Genomic DNA, 16802 nt, shown 5'->3' with positions numbered 1-16802 from the left:
ATGAAAACGGGTGATTTGTTCTGCGAGCGAACATAAGATGTGGGCTGCACCACTGTCAAGGGCACGGTGTGGGAGAAAGAAGACGATGGATCTGACTGGAGAGCGCCGCGCCACCCGGGTAGGAACGAGGACCGACGACGTCCGCCGCCGCAACCTGTCCAGCGTCCTCACGCTGGTACACCACCACCGCTCGCTGAGCCGCGCCGAGCTGACACGGCGAACCGGCCTGTCCCGGTCGACGGTCAAGGACCTGGTGGAGGAGTTGGCAGCCCGGGGTCTGGTGGTCGAATCGCCCGCGCCCGCGGTAGCACAGGTGGGCAGGCCCAGTCCGATCGTCAGCCCAGGGAACAACGTCCTGGCAGTTGCCGTCACCCCCGAGGTCGACGCGATCACGGTCGGGGTGGTCGGTTTGGGCGGTCTGGTGCTCGACGTGCTGCGGCACCCGACGGTGGGTGTGCCCAGCGGCGAGGAGACGGTCAAGATCGCCGCTGACCTGATCGACCAGATCCGCGGGCGCCTGACCCGCGAGCAGATGCTGACGGCGGTCGGCGTTGCGGTGCCGGGGTTGGTGCACGGGCCGGGTTCTGCGGTGCAGGTGTCACCGAACCTCGACTGGCATGACGTCGAGATCGGTCAGATGCTCACCACGGCAACAGGATTGGCCTGCTCTGCGGCCAACGACGCAAACGTCGGCGCCATTGCCGAGCATCTGTTCGGCCGGCACGGCAACGCCGATCATCTGATCTACGTCAACGGCGGGCCCAGCGGTATCGGCGCGGGCTTCGTGGTGGCGGGCGGGCTGCTCCAAGGGGTGGCCGGATACGCGGGCGAGTTGGGCCACACCTTCGTCGGCGGCGGCGAATCGTGTCACTGCGGCAGCGTCGGCTGTCTCGAAACTGAGGTGACGCAGGCGCCGCTGACCCGGCTGTTGGAGGAGTTGGAGAGCGCCGCCGAGCCCAGCACCCACAGCGATGCCGAACTGGATGTGATCAATCGGCAGGCCCGCACCTTGGCCATCGCGCTGGGCAACGCGGTCAACATGCTCAACCCGCGACTGATCGTGCTGGGCGGCTTTCTGCGCGTGTTCCCGGCCTACGCGGCCGGGGTACTGCGCGACGAGTTGGCCCGCCGGAGCATGGGTGCGCCCCGCGACCTCGTGCGGGTGGTCCCCGCGACGCTGGGCGCCGAGACGCTGATGATCGGTGCCGCTGAGTTGGCGTTTGCTCCTCTGCTCGCCGACCCGGCGAGTGTGTAGCGGCGAATTGGCTTCTCGGTACGCGTCAACTGGCCGCTGGTGGTTGTCGGCTGGCCGGCCCGGCGTAGCCTCCGTGCGCCCCCGGTACCTGGTGCGGGCAGTCCCGCGATTCTGATGATCGGCGCCGCCGAGTCGGCACTTGCTGAGGACAGATGTGATGTCGACGCAGCCAAAGGTGCCAGCTGTTAGTACGTTCCGATTCTTGGTCGGCACACGTCAACTGGCCGCTGGTGGTTGGTAGGGGGTGTACCACCACCAGTCGCAGCGGGCGCCGCCTGGTCCGGGGTGCGGAGCCACTTGCGGTGGCGCCGTGGTGGGTGGCCGGGCCAGGGATCTGTTGGTGAGGTGGCGGCCGGTGGCGTCGGTGACGACCAGGCGGCTGGCCGGCCCGGTCAAGGTGATGCCCCGCTTGTGGTGCAGCCGATGGTGATAGGGACACACCAAGACGAGATTGTCGAGTTCGGTGGGTCCGCCGTCTTCCCAGTGGATCAGGTGGTGGGCGTGCAGGCCGCGGGTGGCGCCGCAGCCGGGCACCACGCAGGTGCCGTGATCACGGTGCTCGAGGGCTCGGCGTAGCCGTCGGTTGATGGTACGGGTCTCCCGTCCGGCGCCGATGGGTTGGCCGTCGCGTTCGAACCACACCTCGCAGGTGGCATCACAGAGTAGGTATTGCCGGTCGGCGTCGGCGAGGACGGGGCCCAGATGCAGGTTCGCGAGGCGCGATTCGACATCGACGTGGATGACCACGGTGGTGCGCTGCCCGTGCGGGCGTGCCGCGGCGTCGGCGTCCCAGCCGGCGCGCATCAGGCTCAGGAACCCGTCCACCGGGGTGGGGAACGGTGGGGTGGTCTCGGTGAGGTTCTCGGCGTGGGCGCGTTTCCACTCCGCGACGAGTTTGTCGTGATGGGACTGCAGTCCTGCCTGGAATTCGGCGGCCTCAATGGTGGGCAGGGTGATGTGCCAGGTGGTCGAGTGCGGGCCGTGGGTGGTGGTGATCGATCGCGGCGCTTCGGGTTCCGGTGCTGGTTCCGGTTCGGGTTTGGGTGCGGGTGGGGGTTCGAGTCGGACGGCTTTGCGGATCTGGGTGACCGTGGCATACCGGGCGAATTGGGCGTAGTGGGCGTCGGAGCCGTCGGCGGCGCCGTCGACCACCGCGCCGAGCTGATCCACCGACAGCCAGCCCTCCCGCATCCCGGCGACACATTGCGGGAACTGTTCGGCGCGTTGGGCGATCGTGGTGAAGGTGTGGGCGGTGTTGGGGGAGACCCCGGTTTTGGCGGCCACCAGCGAGGCCACGGAGCGGAACCCGGTGATGCCGGCCAGCCCGTCGCGGTTGATCTCGGCGATGATCTCCACGATCCGCCCGTCGATGGCGTTGCGCTGCCCCGAGAGCTCCGCGATCTTGGCGAACAACACCTCCAGCCGCTGCACGGGAGTAACCCCGGCAGCGGCCGAAAGTGTTGCGCTCGTGGACATGACCCCATTCAAACAGAGGCCACCGACACAATCGGCCGTGCACGCCTACTGCGCCCGCGGCACCACCAACACATCGACGGCGACCGCGCCATCGGCCGTGGCGATCACCGGATTGGCCTCAACGGCATCAAGTACATCACCGAGTTCGGCAGCCAGACAACCGAACCCGATGATCACATCCACCAATCGATCGATGGCCACGGGTTCGGCGCCGCGCCAACCGTCGAGTTGCGGCCGGATCCGCAAGCGGTCGAGCATGCGCAGAGCGGCCGTGCGGGACAGCGGCGGGCAGGCCACCGACCGGTCGCCGATCAGTTCGATCAGCACCCCGCCGGCGGCCACCACCACCAGCGGCCCGAAACCCGGGTTGCGCACCACGCCGACGGAGATCTCCACGCCCGCAGGCATCATGGCTTCCACCGTCACCGCGGGCCCCAGCGAGGCCGCCATGGCCGCATACGCTGCAGCCAGCGCCGCCCGGTCAGCCAGCCCGAGAACCACACCGCCGACATCGCTCTTGTGCGCAGTCCCCACGGTCTTCAGCACCACCGGGTAACCGAGTGCATCTCCGGCCTCCAGCACCGCGGCCGGGGATGAGGCAGGTCGCGAATTCGCCACAGGGATCCCGTAATCGGCCAGCAACGCCACCCCGTCGATGGTGCCGGCGTCGATGCGCCGGCGCCAGCACTCTCGGCGCTCCTCATCGACGGGGTTGTCGACGCGCCCCCGGGGGAGTGGCCAACGCATCAGATGCCCCAGGCCCGACAGGCCGCTGCGATAGCCCTCGAGCACCGGTACGCCGGCCCCGCGCAGACGGGAGGCCATCGCCGGGTCCACCGCCGATGGGGTCGACGTCAGCACCGCTATCGGTGAGTCCGTCCGCCCGGCGGTATCCAGCACCGCGTCGGTGTAGGCCGTGTCGCCGTCGTACTCGGTCACCAGGTCCACCGCCAGAGCGGTGACGGCCACCCCGGGATCATCGGTCATCAGCTGCAGGCATTCGCCGAACAGGGTGCGGGTGTCGGCGCCGGTGCCCCAGACATCGAGGGGGTTGGTGGCCGTGAGCCCGTCGTCGAGGCACTCGGCGATGGCAGCTGTGGTGTCCTCGGTCAGGTCGGCGAAGGGGACTCCGACGCCGTGCGCGACGTCGGCGCACAGGGCCCGTTCGGCGCCTGAGTCGTGCACCGTGGCGATCCCGGTACCGAACCGGGCACGCCTACCCGACGCGAAAAGCTCGATCGTGTCGGTGAATTCAGCCATGTCACCGACGTGTATGGCTCCGGTGGCGGCGCAGAACGCCGCCCAACCCTCCGTGTCGCCGGCCAGCGCCCCGGAGTGCGCGGCGACCATCGCGCGCCCGCGTGGAGACCCGCCGACGGTGAGGATCACGACCGGGATGTTGTTGTCTGCGGCCCGGTGCAGCGCCGCGGCCAACCGGGGAACCGACCTGGGTGTCTCGAGCAGCAGGGCAATGAGTTCGGTGCCCGGATCGTCGAGAGCGTACTCGACGTAATCCGCGGTGTCGGTCACCAATTCCTGACCGGAGGACACCGCCAACCGGAACCCGAAACCGCGACGCGCGCGCAGCAGCGTCGAGAATGCCGAGCCGGAATGGGTGATCAGTCCAACGCCGCCGACGGGAAGAGGATCGGGCTCCAAGTATCCGAGGGCGCGAACTCCGCTGATGGCGTTGATGAAACCCATGCAGCCGGCGCCACACACGGCCATCTGTGCTTCGGTGGCCAGGCTGACGATCTGGTGGCGCAGACTCTCACCGTGCGCGGAACCGAACAGCACGGCCGACGGGGCGCCGACCTTCACCGCCGATTCCAGGGCGTTGGCCACAGCGGAATCGGGGACGCCGAGCAGCACCAGGTCCGGGGTTTCGTCCAGTTCCTCCAGCGACGGTGCACAGGGCAGGTCACCGATGGCGGCGTACCGCGGGTTGACCAGGTGAACCCGTGCCGAGCCGCGCCTGGCCTCGGTGACCATCCGGGCGCCGAAGCTGTCTGCCCGTGCGCTCGCGCCCACCACGGCGACGGATCGGGCGCCCAGCATCGTGGCGACGCGAGCCCGCCTGATGCTACTCAGGATCGGCGTCCCAGAGCTGTGATCCGGGCCCGCCTGTCGGCCCGTTTGCGATCGGCCAACGCGGCTTTGGCCGCCTGCCAGCCGGGGATACCGCACACTCCGCCGCCGGCATGGGTGGCCGAACTGCCGTTGTACAGCCCGGCGATCGGCGTGCGGTAGTCGGCGAACCCGGGTGCGGGGCGCATGTGGAACAACTGTTCGAGGGAGAGTTCGCCATGGAAGATGTTGCCGCCGATCAGCCCATACTCCTGTTCCATCTCGTACGGGCCCACGATGTCACGGTGCAGGATCGAACTCTTGAATCCTGGTGCCACCGCGTCGTACTGGTCGATCAGCCGATCGGCATAGGCGTCCAGTTCCTCGGTGTGCGGTGCGGCCGACCAGTCCGCCGGGACCCACTGGGTGAACAGCGACATGATGTGTGTGCCATCAGGATTGAGGGTCTTGTCCAGGGTGGTGGGGATGACGCCATCGCTGAAGGGCAGCGCCGCGGGCCGACCCAGCCGGGCGTCCTGGAACGCGGCTTCGATGTACTCCATGGTGGGGGCCATCTCGACCGAGCCGGTGTGGTGCTCGGCCTGCCCGGTGCTCGGGTCCGCCGTGAAGTCCGGCAGTTCCCCCAGCGCCAGATTGATCTTCACCACCCCGCTGCGGGTCTTCCAGTGCTCGATGTCCGAGACGAACTCGTCGGGCAGCTCGTGCCGGGGAATGTGGTCCAGGAAGGCGGTCCGCGGGTGCAAGGTGGTGACCACCAGTGGGGCGCGCACCTCGTCACCGTTGGCAATGACCGCGCCCTGTACCCGGCCGTTCCGTACGAGTAGTCGCGAAACCGCTGTGTCGGTGCGGATCTCGGCACCGAAGGCGCGTGCCGAGCGGGCGATGGCGGCCGACACTGCGCCCATGCCGCCCTCGGGGTAGCCCCAGCTGCCCAGCTGACCGTCGCCCACATCGCCGATCGAATGGTGGGCCATCACATAGGCCGTGCCCGGCTCGTAGGGACCCGCCCAGGTGCCGATGACACCGTTGACCGCCAGAGCGCCCTTGATCTGCGGAGATTCGAACCAGTCATCGAGCAGGTCGGCAATGCTCATGGTGAGCAGGCGGGTGACGTCGCCCACCATGCGGGTGGACACTCCGCGTTGGCTCCACCCGAGTTTGGCGAGTTCCAGCAGATCTGCCGGCTTGTGTGAGCCGATGTTCGGTGGGACCTGGGTGAGCAGCGGACCCATCACGTCGGCGATGCCCTCGAGCCACGCGTTCCACTTCGGCCAGGCGTCGGCGTCTTTCTTGGAGAACTTCGCCAGTTGCTCATGGGTACGGGCGGGGTCGTCCTCGTAGATGATCAGAGAGCCGCCCTCGGGGAAGGCCTGGTAGTAGGGCCCCATCGGGTGGACCTTGTAGCCATGGCGTTCCAGTTCGAGGTCGCGGACGATGGTGGGCGGCATCAGGCTCATGACGTAGGACAGGCGTGTCACATTCAGGTGAGGGGCCTCCGGCCACGGTGCCTCGGTGGTGGCGGCTCCGCCGAGTGATCCGCGGCTCTCCAGGACCAGCGTGCGCGCGCCCGCGCGGGCCAGGTAGGCGGCCGAGACCAGGCCGTTGTGGCCGCCGCCGATGACCAGGGCGTCGTAATTGTCGGACATCGGCGGGACCTTCTCTCACGGGGACATCGCACATCCTGACTGACTGTTCAATCTAACGAAGTGATAGGCTCGCGACAAGAGGCAGCGACGCCGCATGGAGGGGAGATCGTCCGAGCATGGCAGATCCAGCACCGGCCACCGAGAACAACGAGGCACGGCGCATCCAGATGTTGCGGGCCGCAGCGGAGTTGATCTGTGAAAGGGGGTTCTCCGAGACCCGCATCGCCGACGTCGCCAAACGTGCCGGGGTGTCCTCGGCGCTGGTGATCTACTACTTCGGAACGCGGGACCGTCTGCTGGTGGATGCGCTACGCCACTCCGAGGAGTCGTTCTACGAAGCCGCCGAATCGATGCTGTCCGAGGTGAGCTCGCTGCGCGAGCGACTCTCACTGCTGATCCGCTGGACCTGCGTCCCCCAGGGTGACGCTCCGGACGAGATCCCGGGTGCATGGGGACTCTGGTTCGACCTGTGGGCACAGGCCTTCCGCCACGACGAGGTGAAAGCCGGCCGCATCGAACTCGACGCCCGGTGGCGGCAGATGATCATCGACGCCCTGGAATCAGCCGAATCCGGCGAGCGGGATCCCCAGGTGGACCCGCGGATGTTCGCCCTGGAGTTCGCAGCGCTGCTCGACGGGCTGTCCATCCAGGTGGCGCTGGAGGACCCCGACGTGGATTCGGAAGTGGCATACCAGATCGCCATGCGCTTCGCGGAGCGCGAGTTGGATCTGGCCGCAGAACCCAGACGGCGCAACCGATCCGGGACACTCAAGGCCGCACGTCGTCGCTAGGGCAATGCCAGGGCATCCACCGGGGCGGGCACCAACGGTGCGGAGCTGCGGGTGAGCACCCGGACGGCGTCGTGACTGCACTCGCACAGCACCGCTGCGCCAGGAGTGACACCGACGGACCGGGGGCCGGCGTGATTGGGCACCTCCACCACCAGGTCCACCGGCTCACCGACATCGACCAATACCTGCGTGGACGCGCCCAGATAGACCACCTCGCGGACCACACCTGCGATCACGTTCTGATCCGACGCTGGGCTGCGGTCGGCACTGAGCAGCGTGATCCGTTCGGGCCGGATGACGATGGCCGCCGGCCCCGGGGGACATACCGCCCCGGTATCGGTGCCGGCGCACCGCAGCGTGGTCGACACGGCGGCGCACACCGAGCTTCCGCCGCTCGATTCCAGCACCTCGGCGTCGAAGATGTTGGCAGCCCCCAGAAAGCCGGCCACATACGTGGTGGCGGGGGAGGAGTAGATCTCCTGCGGTGCGCCCACCTGTTCCACCCTGCCCTGCGCCATGACCGCGATCTGGTCGCTCATCGTCAGCGCTTCTTCCTGATCGTGCGTCACGTATACGAAAGTGATGCCGACCTCGCGCTGCACGGCGCGCAGTTCGAGTTGTAACTGCTTGCGCAGCTTGGCATCCAGAGCACCCAGCGGTTCGTCGAGCAGCAGCACCTTCGGTCGCAGCACCAGCGCTCTGGCCAGTGCGACGCGTTGCTGCTGGCCGCCGGACAGCTGCGCGGGTCGACGTTTGGCGAAGTCGGCCATCCGGACCAGCTCCAGGGCGTCGCCGACTCTGCGGCGGGTTTCGTCTCGGGAGGTCTTCAGATAGCGCAGGCCGAAGGCGACGTTGTCCCACACGCTCATGAACGGGAACAGAGCGTAGGTCTGGAACACGGTGTTGACGGGGCGCTTGTGCGGCGGGTCGCCCGCCACGTCGCGGCCGTCGAGCTCGATGCGGCCGGAGTCGGGTTTCTCGAAGCCGGCGATCATCCGCAGGGTGGTGGTCTTGCCGCACCCCGACGCGCCCAGCAGCGAGTAGAACTGGCCGGCCGGGATGGCGAGGTCGATCCCGGTGACCGCAGGCACGCCGTTGAAGGCCTTGGCCAGCTGATGCAGGCGGATGTCGCCGCCGGTCACCGGCACCCCGTCAGCTGTGCACTGCGTCCGCGAACCGGGCGAAGTTGGCTGAGAACCGGTCGACGTCGCCGGTGTCGTGCTGAACGGATAACAGCCATTGCTCCACCTTCCCCCACGGGGGCAGAAAAACTCCGCCGTTGTGCTGGATCAGCCAATGCAGATGTCCCAGTCTCGAGTCGATCTGCAGGAAATCACGGAATTCGCGTACGCGCTCGTCGCGGAACGTCACGCACCCTTTGGCGCCCACCGTCACCACATGCCACGGTGCTGCGTACGTGGTGATGGTGGACTCGAGCGAGTCCTGCAGTCGGCGCGCCAGTCGGTCGAGGTGGCGGTAGCCGTCGTCGTTGAGCACATCGGTCAGGGTGGCCCTGGTGGCGGCCATGGCCAAGGGGTTGCCGTTGAAGGTGCCCACCTGTTCATAGCGGCCGTCGGCGATGGCCGACATCACCGCGGTGGTACCACCGATGGCGGCCACCGAGATGCCGCCGCCCAGCGCTTTGGCCAGGCACACCATGTCCGGAACCACGCCCTCGCGCGCGGTGACCCCGCCGGGGCCGGTGGTGAAACCCGTCTTCACCTCGTCGAAGATCAGCAGCGCGCCGGCCCGGTGCACCAATTGCCGGATCTCCGCCAGATAGCCCGGCTCCGGCGGGATGATGCCGGCGTTCATCATCACCGGCTCGACGATCATGGCGGCGATCTCGCCGTCGTGCTCGGCCAGCGCCCGTGCCACGGCATCTGGGTCGTTGAACGGCACGACGATCACGAGTTCGCGGACGGCGGCGGGAATTCCGCTGTTGCCGGGCACCCGGGCGGGCCGTTCCCTGGGGCCGATCTCGTCGGCCTCGGGCAGGACCGACACCTGCACCGAGTCGTGGTGCCCGTGATAACACCCTTCGACCTTGATGATCAGGTCGCGCCCGGTCAGCGCACGCGCCAGATGCACCGCATCCATGGTGGCCTCGGTGCCGGAGTTCGCGAACCGCCACAGGGGGAGGCCGAACCGGCGCGCCAGTTCGCCGGCGATCCAGATGGCGTCTTCGGTCGGTTGGGCGAAATGTGTTCCCCGCCTGACCTGTCGGCTCACGGCTTCCACGATCGCCGGGTGGGCGTGGCCGGCGATCGAGGCGCCGTACCCACCGTGCATGTCGACGTACTCGGTGCCGTCGACATCAACAACCCGCGATCCCGCACCGTGGCTCATCCACACCGCCTGGGGCTGGGCGATCTGCCAGTTGGAGGTGGCGCCGCCGGCCAGGTGTTCCCGGGCCTGGGCGATCAACCGGGTGCTGCCGGGTTGGCGGCGCAAGAAGGTCTGCTCCTCGGCTGCGATCAGCTGGTCCACCGAATCGGTGACCGGGCTCTCGACCACGGATGAAGCCACAGTTCAACCTCCGTTTCCTATCGGTTGACTGATCATTCAGTCTATGTCACAGTCCTATCAGCGACAAGACGCAACAGCGGGGAGGCTCACATGCCAGTGCCCAGGACCTCCGGCCCCACGCGACGCCAATTCCTGGCGCGCGCTGGACTTCTCGTGTTGGGCGCACCCGCGTTGGGCTCTGCCCTGGCGGCCTGCGGTTCCGGTCCCGGCGGCCCGGGCGGCGCCACCCCGACATTGACGCTGGCCAAACCCGACAGCCCGGTCACCTGGGACATCCCCGACGACAACCGGCCCATCGAGGACGGTTTGTCGCCGGAGCAGGGCGCGACGCTGAAGATCTACAACTACGCCGACTATCTGAGTCCCGCGGCCATCGCCTCGTTCGAGCAGCAATACGGCTGCACGGTGGAGGTGTCGACGTTCAACGACGGTGACGAGGCACTGACCAAGCTCCGCAGCGGCGTCGACTTCGACATCTACAACGCCAATTACACCGAGATCAGCAGGCTGGTAACCGGAGGCCTGCTGCGGCCGCTGAACCACAGCTACCTCACCAACATCTCCAATGTGTGGCCCAGTTTCACCAACCCGTGGTACGACCAGGAATGGCGATACACGGTGCCCTACACCATCTACACCACCGGGATGGGCTGGCGCAGCGACCAGGTGCCCGCCGACATCGGGTCATTATCGAATCCCTATGCAGCGCTGTGGGATCCGATGTACAAGGGCAAGACCGCCATTTTGGACGACTGGCACAGTGCGATGGCCCTGGTGTTGCTCAAGGAAGGCATCACCGACGTCAACACCAGCTCGGAGGCCGACCTCAAGATGGTGGGCGAGCAGCTCAACGAGCTGGTGCAGGCCACGTCGCCCAAGGTCACGATCACCATGTACAGCGATCTACCGGCCGGGCAGATGGGCCTGGCGCAGATGTGGTCCGGTGACATCATCAACGCGCAGTACTACCTGCCCGACGGCGTGGGCACCGACATCCTGCAGTACTGGTTCCCGGCGGACGGCAAGGGCATCGTCGACAACGACATGCTGGTCACGCTGCGCGGCGGCAAGAACCCGGTGCTGGCACACCTGTTCCTCAACCACATGCTGGACACCGAGGTGGCCAAGGAGAACTTCTCGGCCATCGGGTATCAGCCGCCGCAGAACTCGATCACGCCGGAGTCGCTGGTGGCCGAGGAATTCATCCCGGCCAATCTGCAGTCGGCGGTGGTGCGGCCGGAGTACTTCGACAGCGGCTACCGGCTGCTGGAACTCGACCCCGCAAACGACGCCGCCTGGCGCAACATCTGGAATGCATTCAACGCCGGCGGATCCTGACTGCGGTGGCAGTGACAGATCTGCGCCCGCCGGCCCGGGACCGTTCGGGCTGGTTGTGGCCGACGCTCGCGGCGCCCGGCCTGCTGTGGCTGCTGGTGTGTTTCATCGTGCCGTTGTATGTGGTGCTGTGCGTCGTGTTCGGCTACGTCGACCCCATCTTCCGCACCGCGGTGCCGGTCTGGAACCCGCTGCAGTGGAACCCCACCCAGTTCACCTATGTGCTGAGCCGGATCGTCGGCCCGGACGGGATCTACGGGCCTGCGTTGGTGCGCACCGGGATGTACGTGTTGACGGCCAGCACGCTGTGCCTACTGATCGCGTTTCCCGTCGCCTACTATGTGGCCCGGCTGGCCGGGACGTGGAAGGGGGTGCTGTTGGCGGCTCTGATCGCGCCGTTCTGGATCAGCTACATGATGCGAATGCTCGCCTGGGTCAACCTGTTACAGGATGACGGTCTGGTCAACAGGGTGCTGAGCCTGGGCGGGCTGTTCACTGTGGATGTGCACTGGCTGACCGGACAGCCGGTGGTGGTGATCCTCGGGCTGGTGTACGGCTATGTGCCGTACATGATCCTGCCGTTGTACGCCGGGCTGGACCGGTTGCCTCAGCACACTCTGGAGGCGGCCCGTGACCTGGGGGCGGACCGGTTCTCGTCGTTCTGGCGCGTGACTCTGCCGCTGTGTCGGCCCACCATGGTCGCAGCGGTCCTGTTGACCTGCCTGCCCATGCTGGGGGACTACTTCACCAATGATCTGCTGTCGGCCTCGCCCACAACGGCCATGGCAGGCAACCTGATCAACGACAGTGTGCAAGCGCCCGGGCAGACGGGCCAGGCCGGTGCGTTCGTGATGATCGTGCTGATCGTGGCACTGTTGCCGATGCTCTACTACGTGCGGGTGATGGGGCGACGGGACGAGGTGGCCTCGTGAGGAGCCCGGTCACCTGGTGGAATGACCCGTGGCGCCCGCCCCGGATCCTGGTGGGGGTCACCGCGGCGTACCTGGTGTGGTCACTGCTGCCGGTGCTGATCGCCGTCATGTTCTCGTTCAACGACGGTCGCTCCCGGACGGATTGGCAGGGCTTCTCTTTTCGCTGGTATTGGGGTGATGAGACCCGCTCGGTGTGGCACGACGCGGCCCTGCACACGGCGCTGTTCCAGACGTTGAAGCTGGGTCTGCTCGCCACGCTGATCACCGTGCCGCTGGGGGTGTTGTTCGCCATCGGCATCGACCGTTGGCGCGGGCGGGTGCCCGAGGGTGCCAATGTGCTGATGCTGTTCTCGTTCGTCATCCCCGAAGTGCTTCTGGCCGTGGCGTTGTTGTTCATGATCACCTCGGTGGCTTTGCCGATCGGCCTGGGCACCTCGGCGCAGGTGGTGGGTTTGGTGACGTTTCAGGTGTCGTATCCCGCGGTGCTGGTGCGGGCCCGGCTGGCCACCATCGGGCGACACTACGAAGAGGCCGCGATGGATCTGGGTGCCACGCAGTGGGGTGCACTGCGGCGAATCATCCTGCCGATGCTCACGCCGGCGATCTTCGCCAGTACGGTACTGGTGTTCGCCGACGTGATCGACGATTTCGTGTTGGTGCGGTACCTGTCCGGCGATGCCTCCACCGAGCCCGTCTCGGTGAAGATCTACAACACCGCTCGCGCCGCCCCCACCCCCGCGCTCAATGCGTTGGCCACCCTGCTGCTGCTGGCCGCGCTGGCCGCGGTGGTGATCGGGTACCTGATCTATCGCCGGATGGCCAAAGTCCATGGCGCCGAGCGCGGTATCGGCGCGTTCACCGGCGAGGCCTAGTGGTGATTTCGGCGCGCTCGTAACCGCTGCGCGGTTACCCGCGCGCCCGAATCGCGGTAGTCTTGACTGTATGTTCAAACAGCACGGTCCGGCTCCGCTGCCCGCCGACGCACTGGCCGCAGCGCTCGCTCCCTTCGGGCAGTCCCGCATGCTCCCGCGGGAGGCTTACGTCGACCCGGCGGTGTTCGACTGGGAGCAGCGGGTCATCTTCTCCGGGTGGACCTGTGTGGGGCACGCCGGCGACCTGCCGTCGGCGGGCAGTCAGAAGGCGGTCGGTTCCGGCGCCAACGGTGTGCTGCTGGTGCGGGGCGACGATGACACGGTCCGGGCTTTTGCCAACACGTGCCGTCACCGTGGTCACGAGCTACTGGCGTGCGGGGCGCAGACCAAGCGCCGCGGCATTGTCTGCCCCTATCATTCGTGGTCGTTCAAACTCGACGGAAGTCTGCGCAGCGCACCGGGGTTCGCTGATTCCCCCGAGTTCGACGCCGCGCAGTTCGGGCTTGCCGAGCTGCGGCTGGTTAACTGGCACGGCTGGTTGTTCGTCGACCCGAGCGGTGAGGACAGCGACTTCGGTGCGCACGTCGCCGGTCTCGAAGAGGTGGTGTCTCCGTACCGCCCTGAGGATCTCACGGTGGTGGCGCGGCACTCCTACGAGCTGGCGACCAACTGGAAGGTGATCGCCGAGAACTATCAGGAGTGTTATCACTGCTCGACGATCCATCCCGAACTCAGTCGCATCAGCCCGCCCACCAGCGGCGAGAACCTCGACCTCGACGGCTCCTGGATGGGCGGCTGGATGTCGATCGTCGACGGCGCGGAAACGATGTCGCTGAGCGGCAAGAGTGAGGGCGTGGCGATCGCAGGCCTGTCCGACCACGAGATGCGATCGGTGATGTACCTCGTGGGCTTCCCCAACCTGCTCGTCAGTCTCCACCCGGACTACGTGATGACACATCTGATGACCCCGCTGGCCGTCGATCGCACCCATGTCGAATGCGCCTGGGCGTTCCCGCGAGAGGTCGCGGAGGATCCCGGATTCGACCCGTCCTACGCGGTCGACTTCTGGGACCTGACCAACCGCCAGGACTGGGCGGCGTGTGAATCGGTGCAGCGCGGGCTCAGCTCGCCCCACGCCCGGCCGGGCCCGCTGGCCCCCGACGAGGACGGGGTGTACCAGTTCGTCACGCGCGTCGCGCGGGCGTACGCAGGCCGGTAGTGAACCGGCCTGCGAGACCGACGGCCCATCACAGTCGCCGCATCTCCCGCGCCATCAATGCATCCGAATACCAGCTCGGCGTCCGCCGGGCGTGGGCACGATGTACGTCATGACGGGAGCGTGACGGGTCCGCTGACCTCGTCGCCACTCGATTCAACACACCTACGATGCGCAGCAACGGGTTTCGTCGCGATGGCACCGCAGCCGGCGAGATCGCGATCGCGGAGGCCAACATGACCTCCTGCTCGGTCACCAACACCGCAGGAGCGGTACGAGGCAGCGGCGGGCAGGTTCCCCCGACGCCGTCCTCCCTCAATTGTTCTGGTGAAACGCTCATGTCATCCCCCCGGATGAACAACACGCCGAGACGTCCAACGATGCCCTCACCGTAGATGCGGTGGCGTCGGAAGCCGCGAGTAGCGCGCTACCTGGATTCGGAGCTCTCAGGATCCTCGGGGAGTTCGTCGACTACACACGCGCTGGCCGCCGACTCGGAGCAGGACACTCCGTCGCCGGCGGCGCGCAACAGCAGGGTGTAGAGCGTCGTGTGTTCGTCGTCGGACAGCGCACCGAGAATGTCGCGCTCGACGTCGCGCAGCACGGCTTCGATCTCCGCGAGGCGTTCCCCGCCTGCTGCGGTGAGCACCACGGTGTGCTTGCGCCGGTCCTGAGTGGAGCGTCGGCGCTCGATCAGTCCGTCGCCCTCGAGTTCGTTGAGCAGGCCCACCAGATTCGTGGGGTCGATGCGCAGGAGCGTGGCCAGTTCCGACTGCGGCCGTTCGCCGAAATCGCGCAACAGCGTCAGCGTCAGCACATGGCGGGGTCGCAATCCGACCCGGTCGATCTCCGATTCCGACGCCACCCGCAGCCGGCGGACCAGATATTCGAGCAGCGGACCCACCAGTTGCCAGTTCGGCGACAGGAACGGCAGATCGGACATCCGCTCAGCCTAGTGACCGCACAGGAGCGCAAGCCAGAGCTTGCCGTGCTATAAATGCTTTGTTCTACATAAACGATCTATGGAGGGTCACTTATGGCATCCCTGTTGCACATCGACACCTCGATCAAGGGCCCGCAGTCTGTCAGTCGGCGGCTCACCGCCCGCGCGGCGGATCGCTGGCGCGCCGTGCACCCCGACGGGGAGGTCCATTACCGGGACTTCGCAGCTGATCCCGTACCCCACCTCGACGGCGACGGGCTCGCCGCGATGCTCCCGCCCAGCACGCACACGCCCGCGCAGGCCGAGGTGTATGCCCGCAGCCTCGCGCTCATCGACGAGATCAAACAGGCGGACACGGTGCTGCTCGGGCTGCCGCTGTACAACTTCGGTGCACCCAGCACCGTGAAGGCCTGGGTGGACCACCTGATCGTGCCGGGTGTGTCGTTCGACCCGGAGAGCGGCCAGGGCCTGCTGGGAGACACCGAATTGGTGGTGCTCGCCGCGCGCGGCGGCGGTTACGGGCCCGGCACCCCCCGCGCCGGGTGGGACCACGCCGAAGCCTGGCTGCCGCACGGGCTGTCCCTGACCGGCCTGGTGCCACGATTCATCACCGCCGAGCTGACCATGGCCGATGACAACCCGGCGATGGCCGACCTGCGTCCGCTGGCGGCGCAGAGCCTCGCGGACGCGGAAGCGGCCATCGACGCACTCTGGACACCCGCAACCGTCGGCGCATGACACTCTTGGTCGCAACAGCGACCAGGAGGGGACCCGATCACGACCGCCAAGATCCACGACGTCACCCTGCGCCAGCTTCGGTACTTCGCCGTGCTCGGAGCCGAACTGAATTACCGGCGCGCGGCCGAGAAGCTCTTCATCACCCAGCCGGCACTGTCGACGGCCATCAAGCAACTCGAACATCAATTCGGTGTCCAGCTGTTCACCCGCAACACCCGTGAGGTGGCGCTGACCGATCTGGGCGCAGCATGGCTGCCCCAGGTGCAGCAGGCACTCGGCGGAGTCGATGCGGTGATGGAGAACCTGGTCACGCTCTCGGGTACCCGGCAGGGCCGGCTGCGGTTCGGTTATCTCATCGGCACCGGCGCCGATCTGCTGTTCCGCATCGTGCGTCATTTCGAGTCCGCCTACCCGGACGTGGCGGTGGAACCGATCGAGTTCGACTTCTCCGATCCCACAGCGGGATTGGCGGACGGATCGGCGGACGTCGCACTGATCCGCCCACCGGTGGACCTGCCCGAACACCGCATGCTCATCCTTGACTCCGAATCGTGGGTGGCCTGCCTGCCCCGTGACCACCGACTGGCCGGTCGCGATGAACTCGAGATCGCCGAGCTGCTGGACGACCCGATCGTGTGCGCTCCGCTGACCGCCGGGAGCTGGCGCGACTACTGGCTGGCGATGGATGCGCGGGGCAACCGGCCGCCCACCATCGCGGCGGTGGCGGCCACCTACGAGGCGGAGACGACGTCCATCGCCCGCGGGCTGGGGATCAGTTTCACCACGTCGTCGGTGGCGCGGTTCTACGACCGGCCGGGCATCGTGTACGTCCCGATCAGCGATCGCAAACCCTGTCACACCGCACTGGCCTGGCACCCTGCGCAGCTGACGCCGCAATCGGACGCGCTGATCAAGTACGTCCAGAGCCAGTGGAATTTCGGTGACGGCGAGGACGTGCCGGTACCCGCCACGCTCCAGTGA

At 67.2% G+C, this 16802-nt stretch carries 14 protein-coding genes; 8 read left to right on the top strand and 6 right to left on the bottom strand.

The features are described 5' to 3' along the window. Positions 1 to 85: 85 nt before the first annotated feature. Positions 86 to 1255, top strand: coding sequence for an ROK family transcriptional regulator (locus G6N58_RS00195; RefSeq protein WP_115280222.1), 1170 nt, complete (start codon positions 86 to 88; stop codon positions 1253 to 1255). A 216-nt stretch (positions 1256 to 1471) separates the two neighbouring features. Here G6N58_RS00195 and G6N58_RS00190 read toward each other — a convergent pair whose 3' ends face one another. From G6N58_RS00190 to G6N58_RS00180, 3 genes are read right to left on the bottom strand one after another with little or no spacing between them, the layout of a single operon-like run. After that, complete coding sequence (locus tag G6N58_RS00190) at positions 1472 to 2731, bottom strand: HNH endonuclease signature motif containing protein (protein ID WP_115280223.1); 1260 nt, start codon at positions 2729 to 2731, stop codon at positions 1472 to 1474. A 45-nt stretch (positions 2732 to 2776) separates the two neighbouring features. Then, positions 2777 to 4789 carry an acetate--CoA ligase family protein gene (locus G6N58_RS00185; RefSeq protein ID WP_115280224.1) on the bottom strand — a complete coding sequence of 671 codons (2013 nt, stop codon included), beginning with the start codon at positions 4787 to 4789 and terminating at the stop codon, positions 2777 to 2779. Positions 4790 to 4818: 29 nt separating this feature from the next. After that, complete coding sequence (locus tag G6N58_RS00180; protein WP_115280225.1) at positions 4819 to 6465, bottom strand: phytoene desaturase family protein; 1647 nt, start codon at positions 6463 to 6465, stop codon at positions 4819 to 4821. A gap of 116 nt (positions 6466 to 6581) precedes the next feature. On the opposite strand from G6N58_RS00180, the gene G6N58_RS00175 reads away from it, so the two are divergent. Then, entirely contained in the window at positions 6582 to 7256 is a 675-nt protein-coding gene (locus G6N58_RS00175) for a TetR/AcrR family transcriptional regulator (RefSeq protein ID WP_115280226.1), read from the top strand. Here G6N58_RS00175 and G6N58_RS00170 read toward each other — a convergent pair. Both G6N58_RS00170 and G6N58_RS00165 read right to left on the bottom strand, forming a co-directional pair. Continuing rightward, positions 7253 to 8398, bottom strand: a complete 1146-nt coding sequence (locus tag G6N58_RS00170; protein ID WP_115281932.1) for an ABC transporter ATP-binding protein — start codon at positions 8396 to 8398, stop codon at positions 7253 to 7255. The two genes, G6N58_RS00175 and G6N58_RS00170, sit on opposite strands and share 4 nt — an antisense overlap. Positions 8399 to 8408: 10 nt before the next feature. Further along, positions 8409 to 9785: an aspartate aminotransferase family protein gene (locus G6N58_RS00165; protein ID WP_115280227.1), complete on the bottom strand. Its 1377-nt coding sequence runs from the start codon at positions 9783 to 9785 to the stop codon at positions 8409 to 8411. Positions 9786 to 9875: 90 nt separating this feature from the next. Here G6N58_RS00165 and G6N58_RS00160 point away from each other — a divergent pair, with 90 nt between their 5' ends. The 4 genes from G6N58_RS00160 (at position 9876) to G6N58_RS00145 (ending at position 14143) form a co-directional block, all read left to right on the top strand. Then, positions 9876 to 11123 carry a polyamine ABC transporter substrate-binding protein gene (locus G6N58_RS00160; RefSeq protein WP_115280228.1) on the top strand — a complete coding sequence of 416 codons (1248 nt, stop codon included), beginning with the start codon at positions 9876 to 9878 and terminating at the stop codon, positions 11121 to 11123. 5 nt (positions 11124 to 11128) lie between these two features. Next, the gene (locus G6N58_RS00155; protein ID WP_232067674.1) at positions 11129 to 12052 is read left to right on the top strand and encodes an ABC transporter permease; all 924 of its coding nucleotides are present in this window, start codon (positions 11129 to 11131) and stop codon (positions 12050 to 12052) included. Next, complete coding sequence (locus G6N58_RS00150) at positions 12049 to 12924, top strand: ABC transporter permease (protein WP_115280230.1); 876 nt, start codon at positions 12049 to 12051, stop codon at positions 12922 to 12924. Before G6N58_RS00155 ends, G6N58_RS00150 begins: the two co-directional genes overlap by 4 nt. A 70-nt stretch (positions 12925 to 12994) precedes the next feature. Continuing rightward, on the top strand, positions 12995 to 14143 hold the full coding sequence (locus G6N58_RS00145; RefSeq protein WP_115280231.1) for an aromatic ring-hydroxylating oxygenase subunit alpha: 1149 nt from the start codon (positions 12995 to 12997) through the stop codon (positions 14141 to 14143). Positions 14144 to 14567: 424 nt separating this feature from the next. On the opposite strand, the gene G6N58_RS00140 is transcribed toward G6N58_RS00145, so the two are convergent. Next, a complete protein-coding gene (locus G6N58_RS00140; protein ID WP_115280232.1) occupies positions 14568 to 15083 on the bottom strand; it encodes a MarR family winged helix-turn-helix transcriptional regulator in 516 nt (171 codons plus the stop codon). Between the two features lie 93 nt (positions 15084 to 15176). Here G6N58_RS00140 and G6N58_RS00135 point away from each other — a divergent pair, with 93 nt between their 5' ends. Continuing rightward, the gene (locus G6N58_RS00135) at positions 15177 to 15821 is read left to right on the top strand and encodes an FMN-dependent NADH-azoreductase (RefSeq protein ID WP_115280233.1); all 645 of its coding nucleotides are present in this window, start codon (positions 15177 to 15179) and stop codon (positions 15819 to 15821) included. A 36-nt stretch (positions 15822 to 15857) separates the two neighbouring features. Further along, entirely contained in the window at positions 15858 to 16802 is a 945-nt protein-coding gene (locus tag G6N58_RS00130; RefSeq protein ID WP_337769784.1) for a LysR family transcriptional regulator, read from the top strand.

The organism is Mycolicibacterium tokaiense, from assembly GCF_010725885.1.
GTDB lineage: Bacteria > Actinomycetota > Actinomycetes > Mycobacteriales > Mycobacteriaceae > Mycobacterium > Mycobacterium tokaiense.
This window is presented reverse-complemented; position numbering and strand designations above follow the sequence as displayed.

Coding starts and splice junctions, on each gene's coding strand:
- G6N58_RS00185 (WP_115280224.1), bottom strand. CDS start 4,789: ATGCTGGGCGCCCGATCCGTCGCCGTGGTGGGCGCGAGCGCACGGGCA.
- G6N58_RS00175 (WP_115280226.1), top strand. CDS start 6,582: ATGGCAGATCCAGCACCGGCCACCGAGAACAACGAGGCACGGCGCATC.
- G6N58_RS00190 (WP_115280223.1), bottom strand. CDS start 2,731: ATGTCCACGAGCGCAACACTTTCGGCCGCTGCCGGGGTTACTCCCGTG.
- G6N58_RS00145 (WP_115280231.1), top strand. CDS start 12,995: ATGTTCAAACAGCACGGTCCGGCTCCGCTGCCCGCCGACGCACTGGCC.
- G6N58_RS00180 (WP_115280225.1), bottom strand. CDS start 6,465: ATGTCCGACAATTACGACGCCCTGGTCATCGGCGGCGGCCACAACGGC.
- G6N58_RS00135 (WP_115280233.1), top strand. CDS start 15,177: ATGGCATCCCTGTTGCACATCGACACCTCGATCAAGGGCCCGCAGTCT.
- G6N58_RS00160 (WP_115280228.1), top strand. CDS start 9,876: ATGCCAGTGCCCAGGACCTCCGGCCCCACGCGACGCCAATTCCTGGCG.
- G6N58_RS00140 (WP_115280232.1), bottom strand. CDS start 15,083: ATGTCCGATCTGCCGTTCCTGTCGCCGAACTGGCAACTGGTGGGTCCG.
- G6N58_RS00195 (WP_115280222.1), top strand. CDS start 86: ATGGATCTGACTGGAGAGCGCCGCGCCACCCGGGTAGGAACGAGGACC.